15 protein-coding genes are annotated in these 16927 nt (G+C 70.0%); 10 read left to right on the top strand and 5 right to left on the bottom strand.

Annotated elements, in window-relative coordinates; genetic code table 11:
* Positions 1-17: 17 nt before the first annotated feature.
* A complete protein-coding gene (locus JHD82_RS14920) occupies positions 18-824 on the bottom strand; it encodes an IclR family transcriptional regulator (protein WP_199137186.1) in 807 nt (268 codons plus the stop codon).
* Positions 825-967: 143 nt separating this feature from the next.
* On the opposite strand from JHD82_RS14920, the gene JHD82_RS14915 reads away from it, so the two are divergent.
* From JHD82_RS14915 to JHD82_RS14890, 6 genes are read left to right on the top strand one after another with little or no spacing between them, the layout of a single operon-like run.
* On the top strand, positions 968-2005 hold the full coding sequence (locus JHD82_RS14915; RefSeq protein ID WP_016449569.1) for a tripartite tricarboxylate transporter substrate binding protein: 1038 nt from the start codon (positions 968-970) through the stop codon (positions 2003-2005).
* 56 nt (positions 2006-2061) lie between these two features.
* Positions 2062-3561: a class I adenylate-forming enzyme family protein gene (locus tag JHD82_RS14910; RefSeq protein WP_180318338.1), complete on the top strand. Its 1500-nt coding sequence runs from the start codon at positions 2062-2064 to the stop codon at positions 3559-3561.
* 31 nt (positions 3562-3592) lie between these two features.
* Positions 3593-4378, top strand: coding sequence for a citryl-CoA lyase (locus tag JHD82_RS14905; protein ID WP_199137184.1), 786 nt, complete (start codon positions 3593-3595; stop codon positions 4376-4378).
* 48 nt (positions 4379-4426) lie between these two features.
* Positions 4427-5593 carry a CaiB/BaiF CoA-transferase family protein gene (locus JHD82_RS14900; protein ID WP_199137182.1) on the top strand — a complete coding sequence of 389 codons (1167 nt, stop codon included), beginning with the start codon at positions 4427-4429 and terminating at the stop codon, positions 5591-5593.
* Positions 5594-5629: 36 nt separating this feature from the next.
* A complete protein-coding gene (locus tag JHD82_RS14895) occupies positions 5630-6634 on the top strand; it encodes a tripartite tricarboxylate transporter substrate binding protein (protein WP_199137180.1) in 1005 nt (334 codons plus the stop codon).
* Between the two features lie 11 nt (positions 6635-6645).
* Entirely contained in the window at positions 6646-7446 is an 801-nt protein-coding gene (locus JHD82_RS14890; protein ID WP_199137178.1) for an enoyl-CoA hydratase, read from the top strand.
* A 2-nt stretch (positions 7447-7448) separates the two neighbouring features.
* Here JHD82_RS14890 and JHD82_RS14885 read toward each other — a convergent pair whose 3' ends face one another.
* Positions 7449-8375, bottom strand: a complete 927-nt coding sequence (locus JHD82_RS14885; protein ID WP_199137176.1) for a LysR substrate-binding domain-containing protein — start codon at positions 8373-8375, stop codon at positions 7449-7451.
* Between the two features lie 101 nt (positions 8376-8476).
* Between JHD82_RS14885 and mnmA the strand changes: the two genes are divergently transcribed.
* Positions 8477-9595 (top strand): tRNA 2-thiouridine(34) synthase MnmA, encoded by a 1119-nt coding sequence (gene mnmA, locus JHD82_RS14880; RefSeq protein WP_199137174.1) that lies wholly within the window; start codon positions 8477-8479, stop codon positions 9593-9595.
* Positions 9596-9737: 142 nt separating this feature from the next.
* Positions 9738-11297, top strand: coding sequence for a serine hydrolase (locus tag JHD82_RS14875; protein ID WP_199137172.1), 1560 nt, complete (start codon positions 9738-9740; stop codon positions 11295-11297).
* On the opposite strand, the gene JHD82_RS14870 is transcribed toward JHD82_RS14875, so the two are convergent.
* Together JHD82_RS14870 and JHD82_RS14865 are read right to left on the bottom strand one after the other, a co-directional pair.
* Positions 11266-13251 (bottom strand): ATP-binding protein, encoded by a 1986-nt coding sequence (locus JHD82_RS14870; RefSeq protein WP_199137170.1) that lies wholly within the window; start codon positions 13249-13251, stop codon positions 11266-11268. The two genes, JHD82_RS14875 and JHD82_RS14870, sit on opposite strands and share 32 nt — an antisense overlap.
* Before the next feature lie 5 nt (positions 13252-13256).
* Complete coding sequence (locus tag JHD82_RS14865) at positions 13257-13940, bottom strand: response regulator transcription factor (RefSeq protein WP_013804635.1); 684 nt, start codon at positions 13938-13940, stop codon at positions 13257-13259.
* A 191-nt stretch (positions 13941-14131) separates the two neighbouring features.
* On the opposite strand from JHD82_RS14865, the gene JHD82_RS14860 reads away from it, so the two are divergent.
* Positions 14132-14767, top strand: coding sequence for a TetR/AcrR family transcriptional regulator (locus JHD82_RS14860; protein ID WP_034389704.1), 636 nt, complete (start codon positions 14132-14134; stop codon positions 14765-14767).
* Between the two features lie 15 nt (positions 14768-14782).
* On the opposite strand, the gene paaN is transcribed toward JHD82_RS14860, so the two are convergent.
* Positions 14783-16441 (bottom strand): phenylacetic acid degradation protein PaaN, encoded by a 1659-nt coding sequence (gene paaN, locus JHD82_RS14855; protein ID WP_199137168.1) that lies wholly within the window; start codon positions 16439-16441, stop codon positions 14783-14785.
* A 148-nt stretch (positions 16442-16589) separates the two neighbouring features.
* Here paaN and JHD82_RS14850 point away from each other — a divergent pair.
* On the top strand, positions 16590-16927 hold a 338-nt coding region (locus tag JHD82_RS14850; protein WP_374191650.1), incomplete at its 3' end, for a phenylacetate--CoA ligase family protein.

The raw sequence follows: 16927 nt of genomic DNA, 5'->3' as shown, positions 1-16927 counted from the left end.
CAGACCGGGGCTTGGCCTCAGATGCCGCGCGGCAGCAGGGCCGCCAGGGCTTCGCCTATCGAGCGCGCAATCAGCTTCTGGCGCTCGCCGGGCATGCGCTCCAGCGTGGAGGCCACGCTGACGGCGGCCACGGGCTCGCCTTCGGCATTGCGCACCGCCATGCCCACGGCCAGCACGCCGCGCGTGGCGTGGTTGCCGATGACGGACCAGCCGCGCTGGCGCGTGGCCTTCACCAGCAGGGCCATGCGCTCGGGCGTCATGCCGCCGTACTGCTCCAGCACGGGCGCGTTGGCCGCCATCGCGGCCTGCACCTCGGTATCGGGCAGGGCGGCCAGCAGGGCCAGGCCCGCCGCTCCCACGCCCAGCGGCTGGCGCGTGCCCACCTGGATCACCAGGATCTGCACCGGATGCGTGCCCACATGGCGGGCGATGCAGTGCGATGCCGCGCCTTCGCGCACGATGGCAAAGGCCGCGTCCGCGCAGCCCGCGCTCACGCGCTCCAGCACGGGCTGCAGCCGCACGGCCATGTTGGGCTGGCCTGCGCTGGCGGCCGTGGCCGCCAGCCGGTGGCCGGCCGCATAGCCGAAGCGCCCCCTGTGCGCCACATAGCCGCTGTCCACCAGGGTGGACAGCAGGCGGTACACCGTGGCGCGCTCCAGCCCCGTGGCGCGGCACAGGTCAGCGACGCGCAGGCCCTCGCGGCCTGCGGCCAGCACGGCGTCCAGCACCTGCAGGCCACGGCGCAGCGTGCGGCTGCCGGCATCGTCGGCGGAGACTGGAATGTCCGCTGGCCGGACGTTTGGATTGGTGCTGCGCGAAGGCATGGAAAAGAATTTCCCGGTGATTGCAAGCAGGACAGAAAAGAGCCTGCGTGCAGCGCGCAGTGTGCCGCAGGCCGTCGAAAGCCCACACAAGCAGACATAAGCGGACACAAGCAGACATCAGAACGATCACCTGGAGACAAGACATGACCACCCCTGCCCGTTTCAATCCGTGGGCGCGCCGGCGCCTGCTGGCCTGCTCCTTCACCTGCGCACTGGCCGGCATGGCCGCCGCGACCGTCGCGACCGTGGCGTTGGCGCCCGCGCCCGTGCTGGCGCAGCCGGCGGCCTGGCCGGCCCGGCCCGTGCGGCTCGTGGTGGGCTATGCGGCCGGCGGCGCCACCGACGTGATCGCACGCCTGGTGGCCGCCCGGATGGGCGAGCAGCTGGGCCAGAGCGTGGTGGTGGACAACCGCACGGGCGCCAACAGCAATGTGGGCGCCGAGGCCGTGGCGCGGGCGCCTGCGGACGGCTACACGCTGTATGTCTACACCATTGCCAACACCATCAATGCCTCGCTCTACCCCCGGCTCGGCTATGACCCGGTCAAGGACTTCGAGCCCATAGGCCTGATCGCCAAGATTCCCAACATCCTCGTGGTCAACCCGCGCCTGCCCATACAGAACGTGGCCGACTATGTGCGCCATGCCCGGCAGAGTGCGCAGGGCATCAGCTTCGCCTCGTCGGGCAGCGGCTCGTCGATCCACCTGTCGGGCGAGATGTTCCGGCAGCTCTCGGGCCTGCGCATGCTGCACGTGCCCTACCGGGGCAGCGCACCGGCCATCACCGACCTGCTGGGCGGGCAGGTGGATTCCATGTTCGACAACGCGCCCTCGGCCCTGCCCCATGTGCAGGCAGGCAAGCTGCGCGCGATCGCCATCACCAGCGCCCGGCGCTCGGCGCTGCTGCCCGATGTGCCCACGTTGGCGGAGTCAGGCTATGCGGGCTTCGACGTGCAGTCGTGGTTCGGCCTGGCCGCCCCTGCGGGCACGCCGCCGGCCGTGATCGAGCGCCTGAACCATGCCCTGAACACCGCCCTGGCCGCACCCGAGCTGCGCCAGCGCCTGGGCGAGATGGCCGCCACGCCCGAGCCCGGCACCCCGGCGCAGATGCGCAGCTTTGCGGCGTCGGAGATCAAGCGCTGGCGCGAGGTGGTCAAGGCCTCGGGCGCCACCGCCCAGTAGTTCGACACACGTTCGGCAAAAGCTCGACACAACCGCACCACAAGGAGACGACCCCCATGCAACCCATTGATTTTTTCTGGCGCGCGGCCGAGCGCTGGCCGCAGCGCATCGCCATCGACGCACCGGGCGGCTGCATCCGCTATGACGCGCTGGCCCGCAAGGTGGCCGCGCTGGCGGCCGGCCTGCAGGCGCTGGAGCCCGCCGTGCAAAGCCGCGTGGGCATCTGCGCGGGCAACAGCGCAGACCATATCGCCGCCCTGCTGGCGGTGATGGCCAGCGGCAAGGTCTGGGTGCCGCTCAATCCCAAGAGCACGCAGTCCGAGGTGCGCCGCATCATCGATGCCACCGAGCCTTCCATCGTGCTGTGCGACGCGGGTGGCGCTGCACTGGTGCAAGGGGCGCCGGGCATCCACCTGGTGCTGGGCGAGGGCACGGCGGCGCTGGAGCAGGCGCAGACCGGCGCTTTGCCTGTGACACCCGACCTGCCCGCCGATGCCATCCAGGCCATCAAGTTCACGGGTGGCACCACGGGCCTGCCCAAGGGCGTGATGCAGCCCTGCCGCGCCTGGATGGCCGGCATTGCCAACCAGATCCAGGCCTGGGGGTTCGATGAGCATGACCGCTACGTCATGGCCGCGCCCATCACGCATGGCACGTCCACCTACCTGCTGCCCATCCTGGCGCAGGGCGGCTGCCATGTGCTGCTCGACGGTGCGGGTGCCGAGGCCGTGCGCAGCGCCTTTGCCCTGCGCGGCGGCACCGTGTGCTTCATGCCGCCCACCCTGATCTACATGCTGATGGCGCTGCCGGGCGCCAGCCGTGCGGACTTCCCCGGCCTGCGCCGCCTCATCTACGGCGGCGCCGCCATGCCGCCCGAGAAAATCCGCCAGGTGCGCGCCTTCTTCGGCCCCGTGCTGGCCACCACCTATGGCCAGACCGAGGCCCCGCAGATCCTCACGGCCATGCGGCCCGAGGACTTCGAGGACGAAGGCCTGTGGACCTCCGTGGGCCGGGCCACCTGGTTCAGCGACCTGGCCATCATGGCGCCCGACGGCCGCCTGCTGCCCCGGGGCGAGGTGGGCGAGGTCGTGGCGCGCGGCGATCTGCTGATGAGCGGCTACTGGCGCCTGCCCGGCAAGACGGCCGAGACCCTGGTGAACGGCTGGCTGCACACGGGGGACCGGGGCCTGATCGATGCGCAGGGCTACCTGCACCTCAAGGACCGCCTGAAGGACCTGGTCATCACGGGCGGCTTCAACGTCTATCCCGTGGATGTGGAAAACGCCTTGGGCCAGCATCCGGCCGTGCACGAGTGCGTGGTCTTCGGTATCCCCGACGATCACTGGGGCGAGGCCGTGCAGGCCGCCGTGCAATTGCGCGCCGAACTGCGCCCCGACCAGCGGCCGGACGAGGCCGAGCTGATCGCCTTCGTGCGCCAGCGCCTGGGCCCCGTGCAGACACCCAAGCGCATCCACTTTCACGCCAGCCTGCCGCGCTCGCCCGTGGGCAAGCTGCTCAAGACGGCCGTGCGCGAGCTTGCGCTGGCACCCCGTTGATCCCGCACACCATCACAAGGAGACCCTGGCCATGGCAACCCCCCAACCCCCCGTCACCCGCCTGTGCACCCACACCCTCACCAGCCTGCATTACCGCGATGCCGACCTGGTCGAGGACCTGATGGGCAAGAAGACCTTCACCGAGGTGATGCTGATGCAGATCCTGGGCCGCACGCCGCGCCCCGTGGACCTGCGCATCGCCGATGTGGTGCTCATCGTGCTCATGGAGCATGGCCTCACGCCCAGCGCCATCGCCACGCGCCTCATCTACATGAGCGCGCCGGAGAACCTGCAGGGCGCCGTCTCGGCCGGCCTGCTGGCCGTGGGCAGCTCCTTCGTGGGCACCATGGAGAACTGCGCCGCGCTGCTCGATCGCATCGCCGCCGCCGCCGACCCCGAGGCCGAGGCCCGCGCCATCGCCCAGCACCACAAGGCGTTGAAAAGCCCCGTCCCCGGCTTTGGCCACCACCTGCACAAGCCCGTGGACCCGCGCGCCTACAAGCTGCTGGACATGGGCCGCGCCGAACCCGAACTGGCGGGCAGCAGAATCCGCGCGCTCGAAACCCTGTCCGCCGCCGTGGACGCCGCGGTGGGCCGGCCCATCACCATCAATGCCACGGGGGCCGTGGCCGCCCTGCTGGGCGAGATCGGCGTGCCCACGGCCGTGATGCGCGGCTTTGCCGTCATCTCGCGGGCGGCGGGGCTGGTGGCGCATGTGGTGGAGGAGCAGCAAAGCCCGTCGGGCCGGTTCATCTGGGAAACGGTGGAGGAGGCCATCCCCTACGCGGGGCATGCAGTTTCCGCGAACGCTGCGTGAAGCAATGACCGATGGACCACCGCGCGCCATGCCGCGAGCATGGAGTCCATGCAACAAACCCATGGATTGTCCAGCGCCCTCGACGGCCTGCGCGTGGTGGACCTGTCCCGCATCCTGGCGGGACCCTGGTGCACCCAGAACCTTGCCGACCTGGGCGCATCGGTGCTCAAGATCGAGCGTCCCGGCACGGGCGACGACACGCGCGCCTGGGGGCCACCCTTCGTGCAGGCCCCCGGTGGCGAGGCCGTGTCGGCCTACTTCCTGTCCTGCAACCGCGGCAAGCAGTCGGTGGCGCTGGACTTCACCGAGCCGGCCTCGCATGCCTGGCTGCTGCGCCAGATCCGCGATGCCGACGTGCTGGTGGAAAACTACAAGGCCGGCGCGCTGGCACGCCACGGCCTGGACTACGCGGCGCTGGCCGCCATCAACCCCGGGCTGATCTACCTGTCGATCACGGGCTTCGGCCAGAGCGGCCCGTTTGCGCACAAGCCCGGCTACGACTATGTGTTCCAGGGCCTGGGCGGCCTCATGGGCTACACGGGCGTGGCCGATGGCGAGGAGGGCGCGGGCCCGCTGCGCACGGGCGTGGCCGTGGTGGACCTGATGACGGGCATGTATGCCACCAGCGCCGTGCTGGCGGCCGTGGTGCAGCGCCAGCGCACGGGGCGCGGCCAGCACATCGACCTGGCGCTGCTGGACGTGGCCGTGGCCATGAATGCCAACCAGGCGGCCAACTACCTGGTCAGCGGCGAGAACCCGCGCCGCACGGGCAACGCCCATCCCAATTGCGCGCCCTACGAGGTGTTTGCCTGCGAAGACGGGCATTTCATCCTGGCCATCGGCAATGACGGGCAGTTCGCCGCCCTGTGCTCCGTGCTGGGCACGGACTGGCACCTGGACGCACGCTTTGCCACCAATGCCGCGCGCCTGACCGGCATGGCGCAGCTGCGCCCGCTGCTGCGCGCGGCGCTGGGCCGCTGGCCGCTGCAGGCCCTGACCGATGCGCTGGACACCGCCCAGGTGCCCTGGGGCTGCATCAACACCATGGAGCAGGTCTTCGCCCATCCGCAGGTACGGCACCGCCAGATGCTGCAGACGGTGGAGCACCCGCAGCTGGGCACGCTGAAGCTGGTGCGCAACCCCATGGTGCCGGCCGGCAGCGGCGCCCAGGTGCCGCCGCCGCCCGTGCTCGGTGCGGCGCCGCAGGACCTCTGAAGCCCTAGACATCGACAAGCCAAGAAGGAGACAAGGATGACGAAACGCATGAAAGCACTGAAGGCCGCCGTGGCAGCCGCCGCGCTGGCGGGGATGCCGCTGGCATATGCAGCGGGGGCAGCGGGGGCGGCGGGGGCAGGAAGCTATCCCGACCGGCCCGTACGCCTGGTCGTGCCCTATGCGGTGGGCGGCGCCACCGATGTGATCGCGCGCGTGGCGGCCCGCTACCTGGGCGAGACGCTGGGCCAGCCCGTGGTGGTGGAAAACCGCCCCGGCGCGGGCGGCAGCACGGGCTCGGCCTATGCGGCCAAGCAGCCGGCCGACGGCTACACCCTGGTGATGATGGTGGAGAGCTCGCATGCCGTGAACCCCAACGTCTACGCCAAGCCCGCGTATGACCCGGTGAAGGACTTCACCCCCATCACCAACATCGCCAACGTGCCGGGCGTGATGGTGGTCAGCGCAGGCTCGGCCTACAAGAGCGCCAAGGATGTGAGCGACGCGGCGCGCGCCGCGCCGGGCAAGCTCAACTACGGCTCCTCGGGCAATGGCGGGCTCAGCCACCTGAGCGGTGCGCTGTTCGGCAGCACCACCGGCACCACCCTCACCCATGTGCCCTACAAGGGCCTGGGGCCGGCGCTCAACGACCTGATGGCGGGGCAGCTCGATGTGGTGTTCGACAACATGCCGTCCTCGGGCGCGCTGATCGCAGGCGGCCAGCTGCGTGCCCTGGCCGTGTCCAGCCCCGTGCGCCTGCCGGCCCTGCCGGGCGTGCCCACCTATGCCGAGGCCGGGCTCAAGCCCATGAACGACATGTCCTGGTACGGCCTGGGCGCGCCTGCCAGGCTCGATCCCGCCATTCTTGCCAGGCTCAGCGAAGCCATGCGCAAGACCTTGCAAAAGCCCGAGCTGATCAAGACCATAGAGCAGCAGGGCGCCGTCGTGGACTTCCAGGAGCCTGCGCAGTTCAGGCAGACGGTGGAGCGCTCCAACCGCGCCTGGTCCCAGCTGATCCGCGACATCGGATTCGAGAAACTTTGAGGAGATCTGCCGTGCATGCACAAGTGACCTTTCCCACCCCGCAGACCGCCGTGCTCACCATCACCGGCGGCGGGCCGCTGAACATCCTGGGCACGCCCGTGATCCGCGCGCTGACCGCGCAATTGGCCGAGCTGGCCGAGCGCCCCGATCTGCACTGCCTGGTGCTGCGCGGATCGGGCACGCGCGCATTCGTGGCGGGGGCCGACATCCGCGAGATGGCGTCGCTCAACGCCGCCTCGGCACGCGCCTTCATCAGCGGGCTGCGCGACCTGTGCAACGCGGTGCGGCATTTTCCCGTGCCCGTGATCGCCAGGCTGCAGGGCCATACGCTGGGCGGCGGGCTGGAGCTGGCCATGGCGGCCGACCTGCGCATCGCGGCCGATGATGCCGTGGTGGGCATGCCCGAGGTCAAGGTCGGCATTCCCTCGGTGATCCACGCGGCCATGATGCCCGCGCAGATCGGCGGCACGCGCGCCAGCTGGCTGCTGCTCACGGGTGAGAACATCGGCGCCCTGCAGGCCGAGCGCTGGGGCCTGCTCAACGAATGCGTGCCCGGCGACCAGCTCGATGCGCGCATCGCGCAGATTGCCGAGGGGCTGGGCGGGATCGGCATCGAGGCGCTGCGCCAGCAAAAGCGCCTGCTGCGCCGCTGGGAGGGCATGGGCGTGGACTCGGCCATCACCGACAGCGTGGCCGAGTTCGGCGCGGCCTTCAACACGGGCGAGCCGCAGCACCACATGAATGCCTTCCTGGAGCGCAAGCAGGCCAAGGCCCAAGCCCAGCCCCAGCCCCAGCCCAAGCCCAAGCCCTGAACCTACGCCTTGTCGGCCAGCCCTTTCAGAAAGCTGCGCAGCCGCTGCGCGGTGGGCGTCAGCGGCCGTTCGCTGGAGCGCACCAGCTGCAGCGGGCGCCGTGCCCAGGTTTCCTCCAGCGGCAGGCAGGCCACCGCATGCGCGGTGCCGAGCCTGCGGTAGATGCTGTGCGGAATGATGGCCAGGCCCACGCCCTGCGAGACCAGCCGCACGATGGAGGTGAAATCGTCCACGTGGATGCGGCAGCGCAGCGGCCGGCCATGGCGCTTGGCCAGCTCGCGCAGAAAGGCGTAGTTGCTGCTGGTCAGCGCCATGCCCACGAAGGCATGGGCCAGGGTGTCGAAGAAGCGGCAGGAAGGGCCGTCGCCGTCGTCTGGCCTCTCGCCCGGCTGGGGCACCAGCGGATGGCCGGGCGGGGCGATCACCACCAGGCGGTCCTGTGCAAAGGTCTCGCAGGCCACGGCGCCCGCCATGGGCTCGCCCGCGTAGACGCCCAGGTCGGCCTCGCCCTCGGCCACGCTGGCGGCAATCGTCTCGCTGGTCTGCTCCACCAGGGTCAGGTTCACCTCGGGAAAGGCGGTCAGGAACTCGCCGATGTGCGGGCCGATGAAGCCGTGCAGCGAGGAGCTGTTGGCCGCCAGCGTTGCCTTGCCCTGCAGGCTGCAGCCCAGCAGGGCGGCCTCGGCCTCCATGCCGTCGATGGCAGCGAACACGCCGCGCGCATGCTCGAGCATGGCGTGGCCTTCCTCGGTCAGCCGCATGCCCTTGTGCTCGCGCGTGAACAGCTGGCAGCCCAGGGCCTGCTCCAGGTTGCGCAGCCGCTGGCTGGCGGCCGAGGGCGTCAGGTGCCGCGCCTGGCTGGCACGCGAGAGATTGCCGGCCTGGGCGATGGCCATGAACAGCTTCAGATCGGTCAGGTCGTAGCGCATGCGGGCGTTTCCTAGGGGCAAGAGGGCCATTATTCCTGCTGGCGCAGGGCTGCAAAGCCCGTGGCGCGCAGCCTTTGAAGGGCGCTGGGATAATCGCTGCCATGACTAAACACCGCGTCGTGGTGGGCCTGTCGGGCGGTGTGGACTCCGCTGTCACGGCCCATCTCCTCAAGCAACAGGGCCATGAAGTGGTCGGCATCTTCATGAAGAACTGGGAAGATGACGACGACAGCGAATACTGCTCGTCCAATGTCGATTTCGTCGATGCCGCCGCCGTGGCCGACGTGGTCGGCATCGAGATCGAGCATGTGAACTTCGCCTCCGAGTACAAGGACCGCGTCTTCGCCGAGTTCCTGCGCGAATACCAGGCCGGCCGCACGCCCAACCCCGACGTGCTGTGCAATGCCGAGATCAAGTTCAAGGCCTTCCTGGACCACGCCATGCGCCTGGGCGCCGAGAAGATCGCCACGGGCCACTACGCCCGCGTGCGCCAGAACCCCGGCACGCAGCTGTTCGAGCTGCTCAAGGGGCTGGACCCGGCCAAGGACCAGAGCTACTTCCTGCACCGCCTCAACCAGGCCCAGCTGTCCAAGGCCATGTTCCCCGTGGGCGAGCTGAAGAAGACCGAGGTGCGCCGCATTGCCGAGGAGATCGGCCTGCCCAACGCGAAGAAGAAGGACTCCACGGGCATCTGCTTCATCGGCGAGCGGCCGTTCCGCGACTTCCTGAACCGCTACATCAGCAAGGAGCCCGGCAACATCCTCGACGACCGCAACCGCAAGCTGGGCAAGCATGTGGGCCTGTCGTTCTACACGCTGGGCCAGCGCTCGGGCCTGGGCATCGGCGGCGTCAAGGAAAAGGGCGCGCCGCGCGGCGGCGGCGACCATGATCCCTGGTTCGTGGCGCGCAAGGAGCTGGACACCAACACGCTGCGCGTGGTGCAGGGCCATGACCATCCCTGGCTGCTGTCGCAGTCGCTGCTGGCCGACCAGGTCAGCTGGGTGGCCGGCCACGCGCCCGCCGAGGGCAAGGCCTACGGCTCCAAGACGCGCTACCGCCAGCCCGACTCGCCGGCCCTGATCTCGGGCGCCACGCCCGAGGGCTTCCGGCTGGATTTTCCCGAGCCGCAATGGGCCGTCACGCCCGGCCAGTCGGCCGTGCTCTACGACGGCGACGTGTGCCTGGGCGGCGGCATCATCGCGGCGGTGGATCCGCACTGATGCAGCACTGACGCGGCACTGATGCGGCATTGATGCCGGGCAGGATTCGGCCCGTCGCGTTTTGCTATCGTCACGGGGGGCGGCACAACCGCCCCTTTTTCTTTTTCCTTTTGTTCTTCACGACAGCACCACAGGAGACCCCATGGCTTCATCGATTCTTGCGCGCCGGCATTTTCTGGGAGCGGCCCTGGGCGCCGTGGCCACGGCCGGATGCAACGGCGAGGTGTCCTGGGGCGATCCCATCGATCCGCCCGTGACGGACCGCGTCAAGCGTGCGCTCGATCAGCTCGACGGCCAGGTGCGCGCGCAGATGCGGCGCACGGGCGTGCCCGGCGTGGCCGTGGCCGTGGTGCATGAAGGCCGCCTGGTCTATGCCCAGGGCATGGGCGTGCGCCGTCTGGGCTCGTCGCTGGCCGTGGATGCGGACACGGTGTTCCAGCTCGCCTCCGTCTCCAAGTCCGTGGGCGCCACCGTGGTGGCGCAGCAGGTGGGCCAGCGCCGCGTGTCCTGGGACACGCGCGTGCAGCAGGGCCTGCCCTGGTGGACGCTGGAGGACGCAGATGCCGCCCAGCGCATCACCGTGGGCGACATGTATGCCCACCGCTCGGGCCTGCCCGGCCAGGCCGGCGATGCGCTGGAGGAGCTGGGCTTCAGCCAGCGCCAGATTCTGGAGCGCCTGCGCTACCTGCCGCTGCGGCCCGTGGGCACCCAGTACGCCTACAGCAACTTCGGCCTGACCACGGGCGCCGAGGCCGTGGCCGCCATCGCAGGCCAGTCCTGGGCGGCGCTGTCGCAGCAGGCCGTCTACGGCCCGCTGGGCATGACGCAGACCAGTTCGCTGTTTGCCGATTTCGAGGCGCGCGCCAACCGCGCGGCCGGCCACCTGCGCGTCAACGGCGTGTGGCAGGCGGGGCCGGTGCGCCGGCCCGATGCGCAGTCGGCTGCCGGCGGCGTCAGCTCCACGGTGCGCGACATGGCGCGCTGGATGACCATGCTGCTGGACGAGGGCCGCTTCGAGGGCCGCCAGGTGGTCGATGCGCAGGCGCTGCGCACGGCGCTGTCGCCGCAGATGCTGCAGTCGCCGGCCGGCAGCGGCGAGCCTGCGCGCTACTACGGCTTCGGCTTCAACGTGGGCGTGTCCGAGGCGGGGCGCACCACCTACAGCCACTCGGGCGCCTTCGGCACGGGCAGCGCGACCAGCTTCACCGTCATGCCCGAGCTCAAGCTGGGCATCGTGGTGCTGACCAACGGCATGCCCATCGGCGTGCCCGAGATCGTGGTCTCGCAGTTCCTGGACCAGGTCGAATGGGGCCGCCAGCGCCAGGACTGGGAGAGCATCTGGACCAAGCGGCTGGCACCCATCATGCAGCCACATGGCGAGCTGGTGGGCAAGACCCGGCCCAGCTTTCCCCGCCCGCCCCGGCCGCTGGGCGCCTATGTGGGCAGCTACGCCAACCGCTTCTACGGGCCGGCCCAGGTCAGCCTGCAGACGGGCGGCGGTGGGCTGCAGGTCAGCCTGGGTTCGCAGCGCATGCTGCTCAGCCACTGGGATGGCGAGGTCTTCAGCTTCGTGCCCGAGGGCGATTCGCCGGGCAGCCTGTCCAAGGCCACGTTCGACGGCAACCAGCTCACGCTGGAGTATTTCGACGATGTGCTGACGCCGGCCGGCGTCAGTGCGGGGATAGGGCGCTTTTCCCGCTGAGGGTGTCCTGCTCCGTGCCGTCGGGCAGGGGATCGCCGGGCACGGGCAGCCAGGCGGCCAGCACGGTGGCGCCGGGTTCTGAATCCATGTCCAGATGGCCGCCCAGGCGCTGCAGGCGCGCCTGCATGCTGCGCAGGCCCACGCCCATGCCGGCCTGCTGCACGGCGGCCACGGCAAAGCCTGCGCCGTCGTCGGTGATGCGCAGCATCAGCCAATGCGGCTCGGGCCACTGCAGCTGCACCTGCACGCACTGGGCGCGGCTGTGCTTGATCACATTGGCCAGCGCTTCCTCCAGCACGCGCGTCAGCGCCAGGCACTGCAGCGCACCGGGCGGCTGCGGCCAGGCGGCCGGCACCTGCCAGTCGGACTGCATGTCCAGCGCGTCGAACAGGCTGGCAAAGCGGTGGCGCAGCGGCGCGATCCAGGCCTGGGGCGTGTCCGGCACGGTGACGGAGACGCTGGTGCCGCTGTCGATCATCTGGCGCAGGTCGTCGCGCAGCAGCTTGAGCACGGACAGGAACTGGCGGTTGTGCATGGGGGTGCCGGCCTGCTCCACCATGGCGATGGAGCGCACCAGGGAGCCGCCCAGGCTGTCGTGCAGGTCGTGCGCCAACTGCATCCGTTCCTGCAGCCGCGAGTGGCTGAGCGCCAGCGCATGCTCGCGCGCCAGCGTGCCGCCGAGCTCGTCGCAGGCACGCGCCACGCTGTCGGTCAGCTCCTGGTTGAACTGTTCGATGCGGCGCATGCTGAGCACGAACTGCCGGCCCAGCACCATGGACAGGGCCAGCATGGTCAGCGGCGCGGTATAGGGCATCCAGGGCGTGGCGGGGCCGATCACCTTCTTGAGCGCCAGCATGTCGTGCAGGCCCGCGCACAGGAAGACCAGCAGGCAGGCCGCGTAGACCAGGTGGCCCGGCTCGCGCGTGCGCCAGGCGTGCAGCGGAAAGTGCAGCGACACGGCCACGCAGATGCCGAAGTACACCAGGCCGATGTGCAGCACGCCGTCCACCAGCGACCAGGGCGCGAAGATGGCGGCGGCCATGCCGGCCAGCGTCAGCGCCCACAGCAGCTTTTCCAGCCGGGGCAGGTGCAGCCTGCCGAAGCGCCAGGTGAACAGGCAAAAGCTCTGGCCGAACAGCAAAAAGACCAGCAAATTGCCGCGTGCCACGGCCAGGGTGTCGGGGAAGGGCCAGGCCTCGGTGGCCAGGATATTGGCCAGGAACAGCGCCCAGCAGAAGGCATTGAGCGCGTACCAGCCAAAGGCCTTGCTGGCGCGCCGCTGCAGCCAGGCAAAGGCGAACAGCACGCCCAGCACCAGCGAGACCACGATGTTCATGGCAAACAGCGTGCGCTGGTTCCACCAGGTCTGCTCGTGCCACCGGCGCAGCGCCTCGGGCTCGCCCAGGCGCACCTCGCCCAGGCCGGGCGTCTGCTCGGCCAGGCCGTGCACGCGTATCCACACGCTGTTGGTGCCCGCATGCAGGGCGGATTCGGGCAGCAGCCAAAAGCGCGGCATGTTCCAGCTGCGCGACAGGGGCTCGACCAGGTGCCGGTCGCGCCACAGCAGGTCGCCGTTCACGAAGACCTCGCCGGCCATGACCATGGAGTGCAGGGCCAGCGCCACGGGATCGGCGGCGGTGGGAGCGGTGGCAGCGGGGTGAGGGCAGCCGCGCTGCCAGTCGATGCGGTACCAGACGGCGCCGCTGTAGCCGGGCCAGCGGTCCAGCCAGTGGTCGGGCAGGGTCACGTTGTGCCAGTCGCGTACCGCGCTGGCGATGGGCGGCGGTCCCAGGCCTGCGGCCTTGGCGGACTGGATGGACAGGATCTGCGGCAGGCAGGCCTGGGCCAGGGCGCAGGGACTGCACAGGAGGACCGCCAGGCCCTGGCCCAGGCCCAGGGCCTGGCCCAGGGCGAGGTGCCGCACCGGGCCGAACCACCGGCGCCACCCGCCCATGGCCGTCAGCCCAGCAATCCGCGCACGCGTGCCGTGTTGACGGCGCGCGTGCGCGAGGACACGGCCAGCTTGCGGTAGATGTGCTTGATGTGGCATTCCACCGTGTAGCGCGACAGGTGCAACTGCTCGGCGATCTCGCGGTTGGTCAGGCCATCGGCCACCAGGCGCAGGATCTGGCTTTCGCGCGCGCTCAGCGTGGACTCGGTGCCGCTGCTCTCCGGCGTGGCCGGTGCCGCGCCCTGCAGCTCGGCGATCACGCGGCGCGCAATGAAGGGGTCGATGGGCGCGCCGCCGCGCAGCACGCTGCGGATGGACAGCGACACTTCCAGGTCGTCGCGCTCCTTGAGCACATAGCCGGTGGCGCCTGCGCGCAGCGCCGCGAGGATGGCATCCTCCGTGCTCCAGGCCGAGATCACCAGGATGCCCACGGCCGGGTCTGCGCTGCGCATCTCGGCGATCAGGTCGATGCCGCTGCCGTCGGGCAGGCCCAGGTCCACCAGGGCCAGGGCCACGGGCTCGGCCAGGCAGGCGCGGGCCTGGGCCAGGGAGCCGGCGAACAGCAGGGCATCGGGCGTGTAGCCCAGCTGGCCCAGCACGGACTGCAGCCGCTGGCGGATCAGCGGCTCGTCCTCCACCACCAGCACCGGGGCCGGAAGCGTGGACTCTGGGACAAGCAGGTGGGCGGGCATGGAAAAGGCGTGCGCAGCGGCGGGCGTAAAAAGGGGCAGGATGGCCGCCCGACTGTGGGCGAAGCCCGCATCTTTGCATATCCCTGAAAACTGGTAATCGCGGGGGCGCGCGCCGCTGCGCCGTCCATAATTCCGGCCCGGGCCGCACGGGCGGACCCTGGCAACGACACCTACCGAAAGGACGCCGCCGCATGGCACGCGTACGTGACCCTGCTGGCTACGATGGCCAGCGTGAAATGATCCTCTCCCACGCCGCCCAGCTGTTCGCGCAGCGCGGCTATGCGGGCACCTCCATGAACGAGGTGGCTGCGGCCTGCGGCGTCTCCAAGGCCACGCTCTACCACTATGTGATCGACAAGCACGACCTGGCCGTGCGCATTGCCGAAGAGCATGTGCTGCGCCTCGAAGCCCTGGTCAACGACACCCTGCAGGCCCATGCCGATCCCGAGCAGCGCCTGCATGCGCTGATCCGCGGCTTCGGCCAGGAGTACGCCCAGGCCCAGAATGCCCATCGCGTGCTGACCGAGGACGTGCGCTTCCTGCGCGAGGAAGACCAGCAGCGCATCCTGGACGTGGAGCGCCGCGTGGTCGCCGCCTTTGCGCAGACCATTGCCCAGGTGCGCGGCGAGCCCGCCGACAGCGCCCTGGGCAAGCCCCTGGCCATGCTGCTGTTCGGCATGATCAACTGGACCTTCACCTGGCTCAAGCCGGGCGGCACGCTGGACCATGACGCCATAGGCACCATGGTGTCCCAGCTGTTCTTCGGCGGCGTGCGCGCGGTCAGCGTGCCTGACGGCAAGAAGCCGCGCAAGGCCCGCCAGGCCTAGGCTCGGCCCGGTCCATCACCACCTGCGCTGCACGACCACGAAGCGGTCGGCCACGAAGGCCAGCGTGGTGTAGCTGGCATTGGCCGCGGGATTGCCGCCCGTGGCGTGGAAGTCCGAGAAGCCTGCCGACTGGTTGACCATCACGCCCTGCGTGAGGTTGATGGACAGGGCCACGCGCGAGCGCAGCGCCGAGGCCGCCACGGCATCGACAAAGGCCGCATCCGTGGAGTACAGGCCCAGCGTCATTGCGCCATGCGCGCGCACGCTGCGCTCGGCCAGCTCGCGCGCGGCCTGGGCCGAGGGCACGGCCACCAGGTAGGAGACGGGGCCGAAGCATTCGCGCTCGTAGATGGCAGCGTCCGCCACGTCCAGCGCGCGCAGCGCGGGCGTGCGCACCTCGGCCTGCGGGTACTCGGGATGGGTGAGCTTTTGCGAGGCGCGCACGGCGCGGCCCACGGTGGCGGCCTGTTCCACGCGCTCCACGGTCTGCGCAGAGCCTATGGCGCCCAGCACGGTGAAGGCCACCTTGGGATCGGCCAGCAACTGGTCGATGGCGGCGGCCAGATCGGCGCCGAACTGCTCGAAGCTCTTGTGGCCCTGGTCAGTCTCTATGCCGCCGGCCGGAACCAGCAGGTTCTGCGTGGTGGTGCACATCTGGCCGCTGTACAGCGACAGTGACAGGGCCAGATTGCGCAGCATGCCTGCGTAGGCATCGGTGGACTCGATCACCACCAGGTTCACGCCGGCCATCTCGGCGTACAGGCGTGCCTGCGGCGCGTTGGACTGCAGCCACTGGCCGAAGGCATTGCCGCCCGTGAAGTCGATGGAGGCCACGGCCGCATGCGTGGCCAGGGCCTGGGTCAATTCGGGCTTGTCGCTCACGGCCAGGGTCACGAGGTTGGGGTCCAGGCCTTGCTCGGTCAGCACATCGCGCAGCACGCTCACGGTGAGCGCGGCCGGCAGCACGGCGTTGGGGTGGGGCTTGACGATCACGGGGTTGCCCGTGGCCAGCGCGGCGAACAGGCCCGGGTAGGTGTTCCAGGTCGGGAAGGTGGCGCAGCCGATGACCAGGGCCACGCCACGCCCCACGATCTCGAAGCGCTTGTGCAGCACGGCGGGCGCATGCTTGCCCTGGGGCTTTTCCCAGACGGCCTCGGCAGGCACGTCGGCCATGGCCTTCCAGGCCACGGCAATGGCTTCCAGGGCGCGGTCCTGGGCATGGGGGCCGCCGGCCTGGAAGGCCATCATCGCGCCCTGGCCCGTGGTCAGCATCACGGCATGCGCGATCTCGAAGCTGCGCTGGTGGATGCGCGTCAGCGCCTCCAGCAGCACGCCGGTGCGGCCCTGGGGTCCCAGCGCCTGCCATGCGGGCTCGGCCGCCTGGGCGGCATCCACCAGCGCCTGGGCATCGCACTCGGGGTAGCGGATGTCCAGGGCCACGCCATAGGGCGATTGCTCGGTGGCCACGCGGGCGCGTTCACCGGGCTGCTGCAGCGGATAGTCCTTGCCGAACAGCGCCTGCACGGCGGCATGGCCCTGGGCCTGGGCGGTCTCGCCATACACCTTGGGCGAGGGCGCCTCGGGGAAGGGCGACCAGTGGCCCCGGCGGGACAGGGCCTGCAGCGCGTCGTCGAGCAGGGGGCGGTGGCGTTCGTAGAGGGCGTGGGCGGGCATGGGATGTCTCCTGGGTTGGAATGTGGCGTCGCTATCAGGGTTAGTACCGGACAACAAGCCTTGTTGCTCAAGAAAGCTGCATCTTATAATCCTACCGTCCGGTCGGTCAATTATTCTGAACCCCTTGCCTCACGACGCCAGAACCCCGATGAACAAAGACCTGCGCCCCGCCCCCGGCGAACTCGACCCCATCGAAACCGCCAGCCGCGACGAGATCGCCTCGTTGCAGCTGCAGCGCCTGCGCTGGTCGCTGCAGCACGCCTACGACCATGTGCCGCACTACCGCCGCGCGTTCGACGAGAAGGGCGTGCACCCGTCCGACCTGCGCACGCTGTCCGACCTGGCCCGCTTTCCCTTCACCACCAAGAAGGACCTGCGCGAGAACTACCCGTTCGGCATGTTCGCCGTGCCGCGCCAGAAGGTGGCGCGCGTGCATGCCTCCTCGGGCACCACGGGCAAGCCCACGGTCGTGGGCTACACGTTGAA

The sequence above is a fragment of the Delftia sp. ASV31 genome (assembly GCF_016428765.1).
GTDB classification, from domain to species: domain Bacteria; phylum Pseudomonadota; class Gammaproteobacteria; order Burkholderiales; family Burkholderiaceae_C; genus Comamonas; species Comamonas acidovorans.
The sequence above is the reverse complement of the archived record's forward strand: the minus strand, read 5'-3'. Positions and strand labels throughout refer to the sequence as shown.

Excerpts from the sequence above, each read along its gene's own strand:
- JHD82_RS14875 (WP_199137172.1), top strand. The coding sequence starts at position 9,738 with ATGGCTTCATCGATTCTTGCGCGCCGGCATTTTCTGGGAGCGGCCCTG.
- JHD82_RS14895 (WP_199137180.1), top strand. The coding sequence starts at position 5,630 with ATGACGAAACGCATGAAAGCACTGAAGGCCGCCGTGGCAGCCGCCGCG.
- JHD82_RS14915 (WP_016449569.1), top strand. The coding sequence starts at position 968 with ATGACCACCCCTGCCCGTTTCAATCCGTGGGCGCGCCGGCGCCTGCTG.
- JHD82_RS14900 (WP_199137182.1), top strand. The coding sequence starts at position 4,427 with ATGCAACAAACCCATGGATTGTCCAGCGCCCTCGACGGCCTGCGCGTG.
- JHD82_RS14870 (WP_199137170.1), bottom strand. The coding sequence starts at position 13,251 with ATGGGCGGGTGGCGCCGGTGGTTCGGCCCGGTGCGGCACCTCGCCCTG.
- JHD82_RS14910 (WP_180318338.1), top strand. The coding sequence starts at position 2,062 with ATGCAACCCATTGATTTTTTCTGGCGCGCGGCCGAGCGCTGGCCGCAG.
- mnmA (WP_199137174.1), top strand. The coding sequence starts at position 8,477 with ATGACTAAACACCGCGTCGTGGTGGGCCTGTCGGGCGGTGTGGACTCC.
- JHD82_RS14905 (WP_199137184.1), top strand. The coding sequence starts at position 3,593 with ATGGCAACCCCCCAACCCCCCGTCACCCGCCTGTGCACCCACACCCTC.
- paaN (WP_199137168.1), bottom strand. The coding sequence starts at position 16,441 with ATGCCCGCCCACGCCCTCTACGAACGCCACCGCCCCCTGCTCGACGAC.
- JHD82_RS14860 (WP_034389704.1), top strand. The coding sequence starts at position 14,132 with ATGGCACGCGTACGTGACCCTGCTGGCTACGATGGCCAGCGTGAAATG.
- JHD82_RS14865 (WP_013804635.1), bottom strand. The coding sequence starts at position 13,940 with ATGCCCGCCCACCTGCTTGTCCCAGAGTCCACGCTTCCGGCCCCGGTG.
- JHD82_RS14885 (WP_199137176.1), bottom strand. The coding sequence starts at position 8,375 with ATGCGCTACGACCTGACCGATCTGAAGCTGTTCATGGCCATCGCCCAG.
- JHD82_RS14920 (WP_199137186.1), bottom strand. The coding sequence starts at position 824 with ATGCCTTCGCGCAGCACCAATCCAAACGTCCGGCCAGCGGACATTCCA.